9 protein-coding genes are annotated in these 16,918 nt (G+C 69.1%); 5 read left to right on the top strand and 4 right to left on the bottom strand.

Going from position 1 to position 16,918, the window contains the following annotated elements; genetic code table 11:
* Positions 1 to 16 precede the first annotated feature (16 nt).
* A complete protein-coding gene (gene hrpA / locus ACI1V7_RS01260) occupies positions 17 to 4,243 on the bottom strand; it encodes an ATP-dependent RNA helicase HrpA (RefSeq protein WP_404529977.1) in 4,227 nt (1,408 codons plus the stop codon).
* 55 nt (positions 4,244 to 4,298) lie between these two features.
* On the opposite strand from hrpA, the gene argA reads away from it, so the two are divergent.
* The 3 genes from argA (at position 4,299) to ACI1V7_RS01245 (ending at position 12,194) form a co-directional block, all read left to right on the top strand.
* The gene (gene argA / locus ACI1V7_RS01255) at positions 4,299 to 5,612 is read left to right on the top strand and encodes an amino-acid N-acetyltransferase (protein WP_404529976.1); all 1,314 of its coding nucleotides are present in this window, start codon (positions 4,299 to 4,301) and stop codon (positions 5,610 to 5,612) included.
* Between the two features lie 172 nt (positions 5,613 to 5,784).
* On the top strand, positions 5,785 to 6,057 hold the full coding sequence (locus tag ACI1V7_RS01250) for an oxidative damage protection protein (protein WP_290411970.1): 273 nt from the start codon (positions 5,785 to 5,787) through the stop codon (positions 6,055 to 6,057).
* Between the two features lie 212 nt (positions 6,058 to 6,269).
* On the top strand, positions 6,270 to 12,194 hold the full coding sequence (locus tag ACI1V7_RS01245) for an Ig-like domain-containing protein (protein ID WP_404529975.1): 5,925 nt from the start codon (positions 6,270 to 6,272) through the stop codon (positions 12,192 to 12,194).
* A 6-nt stretch (positions 12,195 to 12,200) separates the two neighbouring features.
* Here the strand turns inward: ACI1V7_RS01245 and ACI1V7_RS01240 are convergent, their stop codons facing one another.
* Both ACI1V7_RS01240 and rpiA read right to left on the bottom strand, forming a co-directional pair.
* Entirely contained in the window at positions 12,201 to 12,524 is a 324-nt protein-coding gene (locus tag ACI1V7_RS01240) for a hypothetical protein (RefSeq protein WP_404529974.1), read from the bottom strand.
* A gap of 11 nt (positions 12,525 to 12,535) precedes the next feature.
* On the bottom strand, positions 12,536 to 13,213 hold the full coding sequence (rpiA, locus tag ACI1V7_RS01235; RefSeq protein WP_404529973.1) for a ribose-5-phosphate isomerase RpiA: 678 nt from the start codon (positions 13,211 to 13,213) through the stop codon (positions 12,536 to 12,538).
* A 129-nt stretch (positions 13,214 to 13,342) separates the two neighbouring features.
* Here rpiA and ACI1V7_RS01230 point away from each other — a divergent pair, with 129 nt between their 5' ends.
* On the top strand, positions 13,343 to 14,911 hold the full coding sequence (locus ACI1V7_RS01230; RefSeq protein WP_404529972.1) for a dienelactone hydrolase family protein: 1,569 nt from the start codon (positions 13,343 to 13,345) through the stop codon (positions 14,909 to 14,911).
* Between the two features lie 167 nt (positions 14,912 to 15,078).
* Positions 15,079 to 16,077: an aldo/keto reductase gene (locus ACI1V7_RS01225; RefSeq protein WP_404529971.1), complete on the top strand. Its 999-nt coding sequence runs from the start codon at positions 15,079 to 15,081 to the stop codon at positions 16,075 to 16,077.
* A gap of 22 nt (positions 16,078 to 16,099) precedes the next feature.
* Here the strand turns inward: ACI1V7_RS01225 and ACI1V7_RS01220 are convergent, their stop codons facing one another.
* Complete coding sequence (locus ACI1V7_RS01220; protein WP_404529970.1) at positions 16,100 to 16,894, bottom strand: SDR family NAD(P)-dependent oxidoreductase; 795 nt, start codon at positions 16,892 to 16,894, stop codon at positions 16,100 to 16,102.
* Positions 16,895 to 16,918 lie beyond the last annotated feature (24 nt).

Raw genomic sequence — 16,918 nt, 5'->3', positions numbered from 1 at the left:
TACGCACCCGCCACGCTCAACGCAGCATCGACTCCCACACCTTCTGCAAGCGCTTGCTCGACACCGGCATCGGCGTGCGCAGCTCCTGCGCGAACAGCGACACGCGCAGCTCTTCCAGCATCCAGCGGAACTCGATCATGCGCGGATCGAGGTTCTTCAGCGGCTGGTTCTTGACCGTGCGCTGGAACTGCGAGGCGGCGGTCTGCCACTCGGCCATCAGCTGGGCATCGCGCGACGGATTGCCGCGAAGCTTTTCGAGACGGATGTTCATCGCCTTCAGATAGCGCGGGAAGTGCGCCAGCTGGCTGTACTCCGTCTCGGCCACGAAACGCTTGTGCACGAGGCCCTGCAGCTGCGCCTGCATGTCGCTGGCTACGGCCGGCGGCAAGCCCTGCAGGCGCTTGGGCAGGCCGTGGAACTCGGCCAGGATCTGGCCCACCAGCCGCGCGATCTCGTTGATGAGCAAGCCGAGGCGGCCCTTGCCCTCGTCCTTGCGCTTGTTGAACGAGGCCGCGTCGTGCGGCAGCGGATCCTGCAGGCAGGCGATGTCGATGGCCTTGCTGACGATCTGCTCGCGCAATTCGTCGGGCGAGCCGACCGACATGAACTGCATGCCCATCTGCTGCAGGCCCGGCACGTTCTTCTCCGCGAACTTCAGCTGTTCCTTGAACTGCAGCGCGAACAGGCGGCGCAGGCCGATGCGGTGGGTGCGCGCGGCCACATTGGGGTCGTCGAACACTTCCAGGTCGCAGTGGTTGCCCTTGTCGACCAGCGCCGGGAAGCCGATCAGCGTCAGCTTGCCCTGCGTGATCTCCAGCAGCTCCGGCAGCTCGCCGAAGGTCCAGCCCGTGATATTGGTGTGCTGACTGACGGCCGGCGCCTTCTGCTCCGGCGCGGACGCACCGCCCTTGCCCGCGGCAGCACTACCAGCGGCAGCCACGGGCGCGCCGGCCTTGGCGGGCTTGCCCGCACCGCCGAACGCCGCCTGCATGCGTTCACCCGACGCCGGCGCGCTTTCCGCCATGCGCTGGAAGCTCTGGCGTGCCTGGCCACCCAGTTCCGCCTGCAGCGTGGCCAGGTTGCGTCCCATCTCGAGCTGGCGGCCATGCTCGTCGACGACCTTGAAGTTCATCGACAGGTGGGCCGGCAGCGTCTCCAGCTTGAAGTCGGTCGTGAGCACGCGCGCGCTCGTGTGGGCATGGATGTCCGCGATCAGCGCGTCGACCAGGTCGCCGCGGCCGAAGCGCACGGGGTCCTGGTTGCGGTCGAAGAAGTTCGCCGCGTACTCCGGCAGCGGCACGCAGTGGCGGCGCAGCTTCTGCGGCAGCGATTTCAGGAGCAACTGCACCTTTTCCTTCAGCATGCCCGGCACCAGCCAGCCCGGACGCTCTTGCGGGATCTGGTTCAGCGCGAACAGCGGCACCGTCAAGGTCACGCCGTCGCGCGGGCTGCCCGGCTCGAAGTGGTACGTCAAGCCCATCTCGATGCCGGTGACGTTCATCGTCTTCGGGAACAGCTCGGTCGTGACGCCGGCCGCCTCGTGGCGCATCAGCTCCTCGCGCACGAGGTAGAGCAGCTTGGGGTTGTCGCGCGACGCGTCCTTGTACCACTTCTCGAAGCCGGCGCCGTTCACGACGTCGGCCGGCACCTGCTGGTCGTAGAAGGCGGCGATCAGCTGGTCGTCGACCAGCACGTCCAGGCGGCGCGACTTGTGTTCGAGGTTCTCGATCTCGCGCACCAGCTTGTGGTTGTGGGCGAAGAACGGCGCGCGCGTGTCGTAGTCGCCCGCCACCAGCGCGTCGCGGATGAAGATCTCGCGCGCTTCCGCCGGATTGTGCAGCGCGTAGTTGATGCGGCGCTGGCTGTAGACGACGATGCCGTACAGCGTGGCGCGCTCCGACGCCGTCACTTGCGCCGTGCGCTTTTCCCAGCGCGGCTCGCCCCACGATTTTTTCAACAGGTGGCCGCCGATCTTCTCGACCCACTCGGGCTGGATCTGGGCGACGCAGCGCGCGTACAGGCGCGTCGTCTCGACCAGCTCGGCCGCCATGACCCACTTGCCCGCCTTCTTGCCGAGCGAGGAGCCGGGCCAGATGTGGAACTTGATGCCGCGCGCGCCCAGGTAGGCACCGCCGGCGCCCTCTTCTTCCATCTTGTAGCCGATGTTGCCGAGGAGGCCCGTCAGCAGCGCCAGGTGTACCTGGTCGTAGGTCGCCGGCAGCTCGTTCAGGCGCCAGCCCTGCTCGCGCACGATGGTCAGCAACTGCGAATGCACGTCGCGCCACTCGCGCAGGCGCACCTGCGACAGGAAGTTCTCGCGGCAGTTTTCCTGCAGCTGGCGGTTGGTCTTCTTGTTCTCGATGGCCTGCTCGAACCAGCGCCAGATCTTGACGAAGCTGAGGAACTCGCTCTTCTCGTCGGCGAACTTCTTGTGCTTCTCGTCGGCCTGCTGCTGGTACTCCATGGGCCGGTCGCGCGGGTCCTGCACCGACAGCGCGGACGCGATGATCAGCATCTCGGTCAGGCAGGTGTTGTCGACGGCGGCCAGGATCATGCGGCCCACGCGCGGGTCGAGCGGCAGCTTGGCCAGCTTGCGGCCCATGGCGGTCAGCTGGTTGGCGTCGTCGACGGCGCCCAGCTCCTGCAGCAGCTGGTAACCGTCGGCGATGGCGCGGCCCTGCGGCGACTCGACGAACGGGAAGGTCTCCACGTCCGTCAGGTGCAGGGACTTCATGCGCAGGATGACGGCCGCCAGCGACGAGCGCAGGATCTCCGGCTCGGTGAACTTGGGACGCTGCAGGAAGTCCTCTTCCTCGTACAGGCGGATGCAGACGCCGTCGGCCACGCGGCCGCAGCGGCCGGCGCGCTGGTTGGCGGCCGACTGCGCAATCGGCTCCACCTGCAGCTGCTCGACCTTGTTGCGGTAGCTGTAGCGTTTGACGCGCGCCAGTCCCGAGTCGACCACGTAGCGGATGCCGGGCACCGTCAGCGAGGTCTCGGCCACGTTCGTCGCCAGCACGATGCGGCGCGCGTTCGTCGTGCGGAACACGCGGTCCTGCTCCTCGACGGACAGGCGGGCGAACAGCGGCAGGATCTCGACGTGCGGCGGATGGTGCTTCCTCAGCGCCTCGGCGCAGTCGCGGATCTCGCGCTCGCCGGGCAGGAACACGAGCACGTCGCCCTGGCCCAGGCGGCACAATTCGTCGACGCCGTCGACGACGGCATCCATCAGGTCGCGCTTGTCGCGCGCGGCCTGCGCCTTGGAGACGGACTTGCCGTCAGCGGCCGGCGCGAACTCCTGGTCGCGTTCGACGGGGCGGTAGCGCACCTCGACCTTGTACAGGCGGCCGGACACCTCGATCACGGGCACCGGTTTTTCCGGCGTGCCGAAATGGCGCGCGAAGCGCTCGGCGTCGATCGTCGCCGAAGTGATGATCACCTTCAGGTCGGGACGGCGCGGCAGGATCTGCTTCAGGTAGCCGAGCAGGAAGTCGATGTTCAGGCTGCGCTCGTGCGCCTCGTCGATGATGATCGTGTCGTAGGCCTTGAGCAGCGGGTCGGTCTGGGTCTCGGCCAGCAGGATGCCGTCGGTCATGAGCTTGACCCAGGCGCCGGACGTCAGCGTGTCGTTGAAGCGCACCTTGAAGCCCACGTGCTCGCCCAGCGGCGTGCCCAGTTCGTGGGCGATGCGCTTGGCGGTCGACGATGCCGCGATGCGGCGCGGCTGCGTGTGGCCGATCAGGCCCTTCTCGCCGCGGCCCAGCTCCAGGCAGATCTTCGGCAGCTGGGTGGTCTTGCCCGAGCCGGTCTCGCCGGACACGATGATCACCTGGTGCTCGGTGAGCGCCTTGGCGATTTCCGCGCGCCGGCCCGAGACTGGAAGGTCTTCCGGGAACGTGATCGGCGGGAGCGGATTGCGCCGCGCCTCGGCGCGCGGCGCGGCCTTGCGCTCGCCATCCTTCGGGGCGCCGCCGTTGCCGTTGCCGCCGCCGCCGCGGCGTGCGTCATCCTGGGCGCCGCGCGCCGGGCGTTCTTCGCGCGGACCGCGTCCCGCGCCGCCCTTGCCCTGGCGGGCGTCCTCGCGCGCGGGCTGCGCTGGCGTGGTGCGCACCTGGGCCTGCGCCAGCGCATCGGCCAGCGCGCCGCCGCGGCCGGGGGCGGCGGCGCGGCGCTGGTTCGGATGGCGATCGGGGGAAGCGGCGCGCGCTGCATTCGGCGCAGGCTTGTTACTCTGTTCAGACATTGATTTTTACGAGGTATTTGGTGCGCAAATCGCGCAGCGAATTATAATGCGGCAAATGGAAAACCCTACCCAATTCGTCCAGTGGCTGCGCTCCGTCGCGCCGTACATTCACGCATTCGGCGGCAAGACCTTCGTCGTGGCCTTCCCCGGCGAACTGGCCGCGGCCGGCGCCCTGCCGGTGCTGGCCCAGGACCTGTCCCTGCTGGTCGGCCTGGGCATCCGCATCGTGCTCGTGCACGGTTCGCGCCCCCAGGTCGCCGAACAGCTCGCGCTGCGCAACGTCGAAGGACGCTTCCATAACGGCGTGCGCATCACCGACATCGCCGCGATGGAATGCGCGAAGGAAGCGGCGGGCGAACTGCGCCTGGACATCGAGGCGGCGTTCAGCCAGGGCCTGCCCAACACGCCGATGTCGAACGCCCACATCAGCGTCGTCTCCGGCAACTTCGTCACGGCGCGCCCGCTGGGCGTGATCGACGGCGTCGACCACGAACTGACGGGCGTCACCCGCAAGGTCGCGGCCGACAAGATCCAGACCATCCTGGACACCGAGGACAACGTCGTCCTGCTGTCCCCGCTGGGCTTCTCGCCCACCGGCGAACTGTTCAACCTGACCATGGAAGACGTGGCCATGTCCGCCGCGATCGCCCTGCACGCCGAAAAACTCATCTTCATCACGGAAACCTCGCTGATGAAGGATGCCGGCGGCGCCGAGATCCGCGAACTGTCCTCGCACCTGGCCGAAGCCGTGCTGCAGGCCGGCTTCCTGCCGTCGGACGCCTCGTTCTACCTGCAGCACGCCATCAAGGCCTGCAACAGCGGCGTCGACCGTACCCACATCATCCCCTACCAGCTGGACGGCTCGGCCCTGCTCGAACTGTTCACCCACGACGGCGTGGGCACGATGATCACGCACGAGAACCTGGAGAGCCTGCGCAAGGCCACAATTGAGGACGTCGGCGGAATTATCAAGCTCATCGAACCGCTGGAAGCCGACGGCACCCTGGTCAAGCGCCCGCGCGAGCTGATCGAACGCGAGATCGAGCAATTCTCCGTGATCGACCACGACGGCATCATCTTCGGCTGCGCCGCCCTGTATCCGTTCCCGGAAGACAAGATGGCGGAAATGGCATGCCTGACCGTCAGCCCCGACGCCCAGGCCCAGGGCGACGGCGAGCGCATCCTCAAGCACATGGAAAACCGCGCGCGCGCCGCCGGCATGACCAAGCTGTTCGTGCTGACCACGCGCACCTCGCACTGGTTCAAGAAGCGCGGCTTCGTGCCGGCCACCGTCGAGGACCTGCCGAAGGACCGCGCGCACATGTACAACTGGCAACGGCGCTCGCAGGTGCTGATCAAGCAGCTGTAACCCACGAACCTTGAACAGCGTCGTCCCTGCGCAGGCAGGGACCCAATGTAGCGGTACGCAAACGCCGAACCTGGGCCCCGGCCTGCGCCGGGGCGACGGATTTGCTGCCGGTGGAATTGTCGTACTCCTCGTATAATCACGGTTTCAAAAATATCCAACCAGGAGCAAGAACATGGCCCGCACCGTCCACTGCATCAAACTGAACAAGGAAGCCGAAGGCCTGGCCTTCCCGCCGTACCCGGGCGAACTGGGCAAGCGCATCTATGAAAGCGTGTCGAAGGAAGCCTGGGACGGCTGGCTCAAGCACCAGACCATGCTGATCAACGAAAACCGCCTGAACATGGCCGACGCCCGTGCGCGCAAGTACCTGGCCACGCAGATGGAGCGCCACTTCTTTGGCGAAGGGGCCGACCAGGCTGCCGGTTACGTGCCGCCGAGCGCCTGATCTGCCTTGCCCCCTCGGGCGGCCCGTCCGGCGCCGCCCTTATCTTTCTTCTCTGTCTCCCCTCCGCTTCATACATTGTGGTTTGAGTACATCACCACGGGCATTGTTTATTGCTCACAAACAATTACTCACCTATAGTCGCGAAACACGCTCTGCCGGGCAGTGTCTACAGCGCCAACCCGGCAACCATTCAATGCCATGCCGGGACCGCGATGACTACCATTACCTTTGTCGAACACTCTTCCGAAGACGCAGATGGCACCTTCCTGTCGTTCAGCAGGAGCGTCGGCGGTGCCAACTTCACTTTTTCGGACGGCTCGCCCGCCTACGCGGGAATCTATTTCGATATTCAACAGGACGACATCAGCGGCCTGACCGGCATCTATGCCCTTTCCGGGCGCGCGCAATCCAGCGGTGTGGACTTTACCATCAAGGTCCAGGCCGGCTACACGTTCGATCTGACTGGTTTCCAGGGCGCCAGCGACGTCGGCACAGTGACCGTCTTCTACAACGGCATGACCCTGTCGCAGACCTATAACGTCACCTCTGGTATCCCCTTCTCGTTTGCTGGCTTGACCACCTTCAACGACGTTACGTCCGTCACCTTCACAGCCGACGACTACGCCCTGTTCCAGAACCTGGAAATCACCGACGTCAAGCCGATCGCCCCCACCGTCACCGACGCCAGGATTTCCATCAGCGGCGCCAGCGGCACCGGCGGCGCCTACAAGATCGGCGACACCGTCACCGCCACCTGGAACAACACGGTCGGCGGCGACAACAACAGCGGCATCACCGGCGTGACGGTCGACTTCAGCCAGTTCGGCGGCGCCGCCGCCGTCGCCGCGACCAATTCTGGCGGCACCTGGACTGCCACCTACACCATCGTCTCCGGCGCGATCGACGCCACCAACCGCAACGTGTCAGTGACCGCGACGAACGCCGGCGGCCCCAACACGACGACCGACAGCACCAATGCCACCGTCGACAACATCGCGCCGACGGTCACCGATGCCCGCATCGCCATCAGCGGCGCCAGCGGCACCGGCGGCACCTACAAGATCGGCGACACCGTCACCGCCACCTGGAACAACACGGCCGGCGGCGACAACAACAGCGACACCATCGCGGGCGTCGCCGTCAACTTCAGTCAATTCGGCGGCGGCTCGGCCGTGGCCGCAACCAATTCGGGCGGTACCTGGAGCGCCACCTACACGATCGTGGCGGGCTCCCTGGACGGCATCGACAACCGCAACGTGGCCTTCACCGTCACCGACAATGCCGGCAATGCCCGCACCACCGCCGATACCAGCAACGCCCGCATCGACAACGTCAAGCCTGGCACCATCGGCGGCCTGGCGCTGTCGGCCGACACCGGCAGCAGCGCCGTCGACTTCATCACCAAGACGGCCGCGCAGACCATCAGCGCCACGCTGGCGGCGCCGCTGGCAAGCGGCGACACCGTCTACGGCTCGCTGGACAATGGCGCCAGCTGGAGCGATCTCACCTCGCGCGTGTCCGGCACCACGCTGACCTGGAGCGGCGCGACGCTCTCCGGCAGCAACACCCTGCGGCTGCAGATCGTCGATGCCGCCGGCAATGCCGGCATTCCGGCAGTCCAGGCCTACGTGCTCGACACGACGGCGCCGGCGGCGCCGGGCAGGCCGTCCATGACGGGCGCCAGCGACACCGGCTTCTCGAACGCCGACGCCGTCACGAGGAATACCACCCCCACCTTCACCGGCACGGCCGAAAGCGGCAGCACCGTGACGCTGTACGACACCAACGGTACGACCATCCTCGGCAGCGCCACCGCGACGGGCGGCACTTGGTCGATCGCGTCCTCGATCCTGGCCGAAGGCAGCCATACGCTGACCGCCCTCGCCACCGATACCGCCGGCAACCGCTCCGCCGCGTCGGCCGGCCTGGCGGTCACGATCGATACGGCCGCACCCACCGGCTTCGCCCTGAGCGCCACGACCGTCGCCTCGGCAAACGCCACCAGCGGCGCCGCGATCGGGACGCTGTCGGCCGCCGACAGCCAGGCCGTCGCCTATACGCTGGTTGCCGGCAACGGCACGAACGACGCCGACAATGGCAGATTCACCATCAGCGGCGGCACGCTCGCCGTCGGTGGGGCCGGGCTCTCCGCCGGCACCTACCACCTCTACCTGGCGGCCACCGATGCCGCCGGCAACGTGGCGAACCAGGCCTTCGTGCTCACCGTCGCGGATGCGCCCACGGTATCCAGCATCGTGCGCAGCGGCGGCGCGTCGTCCGGCGTCGCCGCCGCCACCGGGTCGGTCGGCTATACGGTCACGTTCAACGAGGCGGTCAGCGGCGTGGACGCCGGCGATTTCACCCTGACGACGACGGGCACGGCCAACGGCCACGTCGCGTCCGTCAGCGGCAGCGGCACGACCTACACCGTCACCGTCGACAGCCTTGGCGGCGACGGCACGCTGCGCCTGGACCTGAACGGCAGCGGCACCGGCATCGCCAACGGCAATCAGGTCGCCATCGCGGGCGGCTATACGGCCGGCGCCTCCTACACCCTCGACCACACGCCGCCAGCGGCGCCGAGCATGCCGGACATGGCGGCCGCCAGCGACACCGGTGCCTCGAACGTCGACAACATCACCCGCAACGCCACGCCGACCTTTACCGGCACGGCCGAAAGCGGCAGCACCGTGACGCTGTACGACACCGACGGCACGACCGTCCTCGGCAGCACCACCGCGATCGGCGGCACCTGGTCGATCATGTCCTCGGTCCTGGCCGGCGGCGGCCACACGGTGACGGCCAAGGCCGTCGACGCGGCCGGCAATGTTTCCACCGCCTCGGGCGGCCTGGCCATCGCCATCGACACCGGCGCGCCGACGGTCACCGCGGTTGCCGCGCCGCCGCCAGGCAGCTACGGCGCCGGCCAGTCCCTCGACGTCGTCGTCCACGCCAGCGAAGCGGTCATGGTCAATACCGCTGGCGGCACGCCCCACCTGGCGCTCACACTCGGCACGGCGACCGTCTACGCCAGCTACGTGTCCGGCTCGGGCACAACCGCGCTGACGTTCAGCTACGTCGTCCAGGCCGGCGACAACGACGCCGACGGCATCACGATCGGCGCGCTGTCGGCCAATGGCGGCACGCTGGCCGACGCCGCCGGCAACGCCCTGGCGACGACCCTGAACGGCGTGGGGTCGGCGGCGGCTGTGCTGGTCGATACGCAAGCGCCGGTCGTCGTCTCGGTCTCGGTGCCGGCCAACGGCACCTACTACAGCGGTGAGGCGCTCGAGTTCTCCGTGAATTTCTCGGAAGCCGTCACCGTCGACGGCGGCGGCGGCACGCCGCGCATCGCGCTGATCCTCGACGGCAGCGCCACCGTGTACGCCGACTACGTGTCCGGCAGTGGCGCCAGCACGCTCGTGTTCCGTCACCTGGTGGCGCCCGGCGAAGTGGATGCCAACGGCATCATGGTGGGCGGGCTGTCGCTCCATGGAGGCACGCTGCGCGATGCCGCCGGCAACAACGCCGTTCCGTCCCTCAATAGCGTGGGCAGCACGGCATCGGTCCTCGTGGACGGTACCGGCCCGCAGGCCGGCAACGTCACCTCGGCCGCGGCGAACGGCAGCTACAAAGCCGGCAGCACGATCGCGATCGCGATCGACTTCGGCGCCGCGGTCGACGTCGACACCAGCGGCGGCACGCCCACGCTGGCCCTGAACAGCGGCGGCAACGCCGTTTACAGCGGCGGCTCCGGCACGTCCACGCTGACGTTCGCCTATACGGTCGCCAGCGGCGAGAACAGCGCCGACCTCGATGTCGCATCGAGCGCCGCGCTGGCCCTGAACGGCGCCACCATCAAGGGTAGCGCCGGCGGTCACGCCGATGCGGCCCTGGCCCTGGCCACTCCCGGCGCCGCGGGCTCGCTGGGCACCGCCAAGGCCATCGTCATCGACACCACGCCGCCGTCGACCACGCTGTCCGGCGTGACGCTGTCCGCCGACACGGGAGCGTCGGCCACCGACTTCACCACCAATGTCGCGGCGCAGACCGTGGGCGTCACGCTGTCCGCCGCGCTGCAGGCCGGCGAGCGCCTGTATAGCTCGGTCGACGGGGGCCAGTGGATCGACATCACGGGCATGGCGAGCGGCACCACCGTGACGTGGACAGGCGTCACCCTGGGCACGGCGACACCCGGCCTGCGTTTCAAGGTGAGCGATGCCGCCGGCAACGACGGCGCCGTGCTGTCGCGCTCCTATGTTCTGGACACGGCGGCGCCGCACCTCCAGTCCGCCACCGTCGCCGGCGCCACGCTGGTGCTGCACTACGACGAGGCACTGGACGCGGCCCACGTGCCGGCGGCGGGCGCCTTCGCCGTCGCCGCCGGCGGCAATCCCGTCGGCGTGAGCGGCGTCGCCATCGACGGCGCCGCCAGGACGGTCACACTGACGCTGGCATCGGCCATCGCCGGCGGCCAGGCCGTGACGATCTCCCATACCGCCGCCATCCGCGACGTGGCCGGCAACGCGGCGGCGTCCTTGTCCGGTGCCGCCGTGAGCAACCTGGCGCCCGCACCCGTGCCGCCCGGCGCCGGCACCGCCACGGCCACCATCGACGGCGTCGCCGTGCAGACCTCGGCCCGGGTCGATGCCGACGGCACGACGATCCTGACCACCACGATCCCCGTCGTACAGGCGACGCGCCAGGAACAGGTGGGCAACAATACCGTCGCCGACATCCCGCTGGTCAAGACCGCCGGCGGCACCGTCCTGCTTGCGGCGCAGGTGCCCACCGGCGCCGGCCTGCAGGCGAGCGGCGCGCAGGCGCCGGCCACCGAACGCGCCTTCGCCAAGCTGCTCGCGGAAATCCAGGCGCACAGCGACGAAGCACCGTCCGGCCAGGGGGCCCTCGCCGCTGCCGGCGCCGGCTTCCTGCAGGATCTCGGCACGGCCACGCCGCTGCTGGTCCACACCATCGTCCCGGTGACCGCCGGGGCGCTGCCCGCGCAGCCGCTGACGCTGGTCGGCCAGGGCCAGGGCCAGGATGCCGGCGCGGCGCGCACGGCGCTCGTCATCGACGGCAGCGCGCTGCCCGCCGGTTTCGCAGTCGCGCTGGAAAACGTGGAGTTCGCTGCCGTCGCCGGCGCGCTCACGGTCACGGCCGGCGCCGGTTCACGCGTCGTGGCCGGCGACGGCGCCGACCAGCTCATCGCGACCGGCAGCGGCACCTACACCGTCGACGGCGGCGGCGGCACGGACACGCTGCGCCTCGCAGGCGGCACCATCCACGACTACGCGCTCAGAATCGTCGACGGCAAGACGGTGTTCACGCACCTGGGCGGCGCCGGCGGCAGCGTCGCCGCGGCCAACGTGGAATTGCTGCAGTTCGCCGCCGGCGGCGCGGACATGACGGCGGCCGGCACCATCGGCCGCCTGTACCAGACGGTCCTGGGGCGCCAGGCCGACCAGGCCGGCCTCGATTACTGGAACGACCACCATGTCGCCGCCGACCAGGCGCTGGCATCGGTGGCCGGCTCCCTGCTCGGCTCTGCCGAAGGAAGAGCCCTGGCCGGCCTGGACAACGCCCGGTTCGTCGACCTGATCTACCGGAATGCGCTGGACCGCGCGCCGACCGACGCCGAACGCGCCGGCGCACTGGCGCAGCTGGAGACGCATGCCGTGGGACGCGCCGACCTGGCGCTGCAGCTGGCCGACTCGGACGCCATGCTGGCCCGCGCCGGCGCGCAGCAAGCGGCGCTGGACTTCAACCACAGCGACGTCGCCACGCTGGTGCGCGTGTACAGCTCCCTGTTCGAACGCGCTCCTGACGAAGCCGGCATTAACTACTGGCTGGACGTGCGCGCCACCGGGCTGTCGATAAGCGCCATCGCGGACCGGTTCGTGGCCGCGTCGGAAACGGGATCGCTGCATGGGAAACTCGACGACGGCGCGTTCGTGGACATGCTGTACCGGACGGCGCTGGGGCGCATGGAGAGCGCGGCCGAGAAGTCGTACTGGACGGACCAGCTGGCCGCGGGCACGCTCGACCGCGGCCAGGTGCTGCTGGCGTTCGCCGACTCGGCCGAAAAGATCGGCCTCGTCGGCGTCATCGGCACGTCGATCGAGACGCTGCCGTGATCCTGCCTACATCTGCCGGCACTGGCGCAGCTCGCAGCGCGCCATGAACACCTTGCCGCCGTCGCACACCATGCGGTACACCTCGACGGGCCCCGGCTCGGTGACGAGGCCGGCGCCCTGCCCGCCCGTGCACGCCTGCTGGCGCGCCATCTTCTCGACCGTGGCCGAGGACACGCCGGTGCGGAACGGGATCTTCTGGATGGCGTCGCCTTCCGGCCGGGCCGCGGCCACGGGCACTGGAGCCGGCGCGACCGGTTCCGGGAACACGCTGCGGTAGGCGGCGCAACCGCCGAGCGTCAGCACGAGGAAGGCGGCGAGTAGGCGTGTCATGGCGGTTCCGCTCAGAAGGTCATCGTCCTGACGCCGTCGCCGGTGCCCAGCAGGCAGACGTTGGCGCCGCGTTGGGCGAACAGGCCGACGGCGATCACGCCGACGATCTGGTTGATGTCCGTTTCCAGGGCCACCGGGTCGGTGATCGACAGGCCGGCCACGTCCAGGATGTAGCCGCCGTTGTCGGTGACGAAGGCGTCCGTGCCGCCCGCCTTGGTGCGCAGGCGCGGCTGGCCGCCCAGCCGGGTCAGCTTGCGGCTGACGGCATTCGCCGCCATCGGGATCACTTCGACCGGCAGCGGAAACTTCCCGAGCGTCTGGACCAGCTTGGAGCCGTCGGCGATGCAGACGAACTTGCCGGACACGGAGGCCACGATCTTCTCGCGCGTCAGCGCGGCGCCGCCGCCCTTGATCATGGCGCCCGAGGCGTCGATCTCGTCGGCGCCGTCGACGTAGACGGAAATCGCTTCGACGTCGTTCAGGTCGAGCACCTCGATGCCGTGGCCGCGCAGGCGCGCCGCGGTCGCTTCCGACGACGCCACCGCGCCCTTGATGCGGTCCTTGATCTTGCCGAGTTCGTCGATGAAGAAATTGGCGGTCGAGCCGGTGCCGACGCCGATGATCTCGCCGTCGACCACGTAGTCGATGGCGGCGCGGGCCACTGCCTGCTTGAGTTCGTCCTGGGTCATGATGGTGCTTGGTGGGAGTAAAGAATCCGCCATTCTAGCGGATATGACGTGTATTTCCGCCGAATCCTTGCACAGGTTTTTGCCGGTTCGGCATTATAATGTTGCAACCAAAGAAACACAGCGACCGCCATGTCCCGATTCCTGCCTGCCATCCTGCTCGCCTCCCTGCTGACGCTCGCGCAGGGCATCGCCACCGCCGCCGACTTCGCGTCCGCCCTGCCCTCCGGCCCCTACCGCGTGGGCCTGCACGTGAAGCAGCAGTACGACCGGGCGCGGGTCTACCAGCATGCGCGCAATCCGGTCACGGCCCAGGCCAACGGCGGCGACCGTTCGCGGCCGGTCCAGACGCTCGTCTGGTATCCGGCGATCGGCCATGGCGCCCCGCTGTCCTACCGTGACTACGCGGCCACCGTGGCCACCGAGGAGGAATTCAGCCGCACGGCGGACCAGGTGCGGCTGGCCACCGACCTGCTGGTGGCGCAGCGCGCCGCGGGCGTGCCCCAGGTGCCGGCCGACATGGCTCAGCGGATGCGCGCACTGCGCGACGCGCCCGAGCGGCCCGGCAAGTTCCCCGTCGTGATCTATGCGCCCAGCCACAGCGCGTATGCGATGGAAAACGCCGACCTGTGCGAATACCTGGCCAGCCACGGCTACATCGTGCTCGCCAGCGCCTCGCTGGGCGCCCGTTCGCATGCGATGACGGCCGACCTAGAAGGCGCCGAGGCCCAGGCCGGCGACATTGGCTTCCTCGTCGGCTATGCGCACACGCTGGCGCAGGCCGACACGACGCGCATCGGCGTGGTCGGCTACAGCTGGGGAGGCCTGGCGAACGTGCTGGCCGCCGCGCGCGACGACCGCATCCGCGCCCTCGTCAGCCTGGACGGCTCGCTGCGCGCCGCCTTCGAATACGTGAACGGCGGCCCGCGCGCGGCGCGCTACGTGACGCCCGAGCGCCTGGCCGTGCCGCTGCTGTACGTGACGCGCCTGCAGGGCGGCGGACAGGACAAAGGAGAGATCGACAGCGGCATCGGCGCCGACCTGCTGGCGCGCATGCGCTACGCCGACATCTACCTGGCTACCACGGAAGCGGCGAGCCACATGGACTTCTCGTCGTGGTCGCTGCGCATGGCGCCCGACAGCGCCTTCCGCGGCCGCACCCGTGCCCAGGCGGAAGCCGCCTACGGCGCGATGGCGCGCACCGTGCAGCGCTTCCTCGACGCGCGCCTGAAGAACGACGCGGCCGCCCTGCGCCTGCTCGACGCCGACCTGGCGCCGAACGCCACCCCGCCCGGCCTGGTGTCGTTCGCCGTGCGCCGCGCAGCCACCCCGGCGCCCACCATGGACACCTTCCTCGACCAGCTCGGCCGCCAGGGTTTCGAACGCATCGGCGCCATCTACGACCAGCTGCATGCGCAGAACCCGGAGCTGTCGCTCGATCCGCTGCAGGTCCACGACTGGGGCATGAAGCTGCTGCGCGAACGGCGCCCGCGCGAAGCCGCGCAAGTGTTCGCGCTGGGCGTGCGCCTGTATCCGGAGCGCTTCGAATTCCTGTACGACGGCCTGGGACAAGCCCAGGAAGCGGCGGGCGAGCGTGCCGGCGCCATTGCCAGCTACCGCCAGGCGCTGGCGCTGGAGCCCGCGCACCTGCACGCGCGCGAGCGCCTTGGCGCGCTGGAAGCGGCGCCGGCCATGCAATAGTCCACGCGGGAACACGTTGCGCAGGAACACATCGCGCAACACATCGCGCAACACATCGATTCCCATCGTCAACCGTGCGCCCGCGCACCGCTCAGCGGTGTAGCGTGAAAGACCGGGCCAGGCTTGCGCACTGGCCCTTTGCACCAACGGACGAGAAAGGAGCGACTGTGAACCAGCGTTATCGACCGATCACGCGCCTCGGCATGGGCGGCACCGGCCTGGGCGACATGTACCATGCGACGAGCGAGGACGCGGCCCAGGCGGCCGTGGACGCCTCCTGGGATGCGGGCATCCGCTACTTCGACACCGCGCCGCACTACGGCGCCGGCCTGTCCGAGCACCGCTTCGGCCAGGCGCTGCGGCGGCGCCCGCGCGACGCCTACACGCTGTCGACCAAGGTCGGCCGCCTGCTCAAGCCGCACCCGGCCGGCGACATCGAAAGCCCCTTCGTCGGCACGCTGCCGTTCAAGCGCGTGTTCGACTACACGGCCGACGGCGTGCGCCGCTCGATCGAGGACAGCCTGCAGCGCCTGGCGCTGGGCCACATCGACATCGTCTACGTGCATGACCTCTCGCCCGACTATTTCGGCAACGAGTTCGACCGCAACTTCGCCATCGCGGCCGGGCGCGGCGGCGCGTTCGAAGGCCTGGTCAAGCTGCGCGAGGAAGGCGTCATCAAGGGCTGGGGCCTGGGCGTGAACACGGTCGAGCCCTGCCTGCGCGCATTGCAGCAATCCGACCCCGACATCTTCCTGCTGGCCGGCCGCTACACGCTGATGGAAACGACGCCGCTGGACGCATTGTTCCCCCTGTGCGCGCAGCGCGGCGCCGGCGTCGTGCTGGGCGGCCCGTTCAATTCCGGCTTCCTGGCCGGCGGCGACCACTACGACTACGCGCCGGCCACGCCGGACAAGATCGCGCGGCGCGAACGCCTGCAGCAGGTAGCAGCCCGCCACGGCATCGACCTCGCCGCCGCCGCCCTGCAGTTCGGCCTCGCGCACCCCGTGGTGGCCGCTACCATTCCCGGCGCCAGCAGCCCGGAACACGCGAAGCGCAACGCGGCCCTGATGGAAGTGGCGATCCCCGCGCAGTTCTGGCAGGAGCTGCGCGCTGAAGGGCTGGTGCCGGAGGCGGCGCCGCTGCCGGACGGGAAGCCGGTCCTCTAGTCCGCCGGACGCGCGTGCGGGCTCACAGGATCGAGCGGTAGCTGCCGCCCTCCACGCGCACGGCCGCGCCATTGGTCGCGGCGCCGAGCGGACTGGCCAGCAGCGCCACCATGGCGGCCACCTCGTCCGCGTCGATCATGCGTGCAATCAGCGAGCTCGGACGGTAGGTCGCGAAGAAATGGGCTTCGATCTCCGCGTCGCTCATGCCGGGCCGCGGGGCGGTCTGGCGCAGGTACTCGACAATGTCGTCGGAGCGCGTGGCGGCCGGCAGGACGCTGTTGACCGTCACGCCGGTGCCGCGCGTCAGCTCCGCCAGGCCGCGCGCCACCGCCAGCTGCGCCGACTTGCTCACACCGTAGTGGATCATGTCAGGCGGCGTGAAGGCACCCACTTCGCTGGACACGAAGACCACGCGTCCCCAATCCTTGTCCAGCAGGCGCGGGAAGTAATGGCGCGCCAGGCGCACGCCCGACATGACGTTGACGTCGAACATGCGCATCCAATCTGCATCGCTGATCTCGGCGAACGGCTTGCCCTCGTAGTAACCGAGGTTGTTGACGAGGATGTCCACGTCGGGCACCGCGTCCGTCACCGCCGCGGCGCCGGCCGCATCGCTCAGGTCGGCCACGACCGGCGTCACGCGCGTCCCTGGCACCGCTGCCACGATCGATGCCACGGCACGATCGAGCCTGGCACGGTCGCGCCCCGTGACGACGACGGCGGCGCCCTCCCGGGCGAGGGTACGCGCGATGGCCAGGCCGATGCCGGCGGTCGCACCCGTGACCAGTGCCGTCTTATCCTTCAGTTGCAAATCCATGATGTAGGCAGCTGTTGTTGAACG

The organism is Massilia paldalensis (assembly GCF_044901715.1).
GTDB classification, from domain to species: Bacteria; Pseudomonadota; Gammaproteobacteria; order Burkholderiales; family Burkholderiaceae_D; genus Telluria; species Telluria paldalensis.
Note: the sequence above shows the minus strand (reverse complement) of the source record. Positions and strands in the feature narration are given on the sequence as shown.

Coding starts and splice junctions, on each gene's coding strand:
- hrpA (WP_404529977.1), bottom strand. CDS start 4,243: ATGTCTGAACAGAGTAACAAGCCTGCGCCGAATGCAGCGCGCGCCGCT.
- ACI1V7_RS01250 (WP_290411970.1), top strand. CDS start 5,785: ATGGCCCGCACCGTCCACTGCATCAAACTGAACAAGGAAGCCGAAGGC.
- ACI1V7_RS01230 (WP_404529972.1), top strand. CDS start 13,343: ATGTCCCGATTCCTGCCTGCCATCCTGCTCGCCTCCCTGCTGACGCTC.
- argA (WP_404529976.1), top strand. CDS start 4,299: ATGGAAAACCCTACCCAATTCGTCCAGTGGCTGCGCTCCGTCGCGCCG.
- ACI1V7_RS01245 (WP_404529975.1), top strand. CDS start 6,270: ATGACTACCATTACCTTTGTCGAACACTCTTCCGAAGACGCAGATGGC.
- ACI1V7_RS01220 (WP_404529970.1), bottom strand. CDS start 16,894: ATGGATTTGCAACTGAAGGATAAGACGGCACTGGTCACGGGTGCGACC.
- ACI1V7_RS01240 (WP_404529974.1), bottom strand. CDS start 12,524: ATGACACGCCTACTCGCCGCCTTCCTCGTGCTGACGCTCGGCGGTTGC.
- rpiA (WP_404529973.1), bottom strand. CDS start 13,213: ATGACCCAGGACGAACTCAAGCAGGCAGTGGCCCGCGCCGCCATCGAC.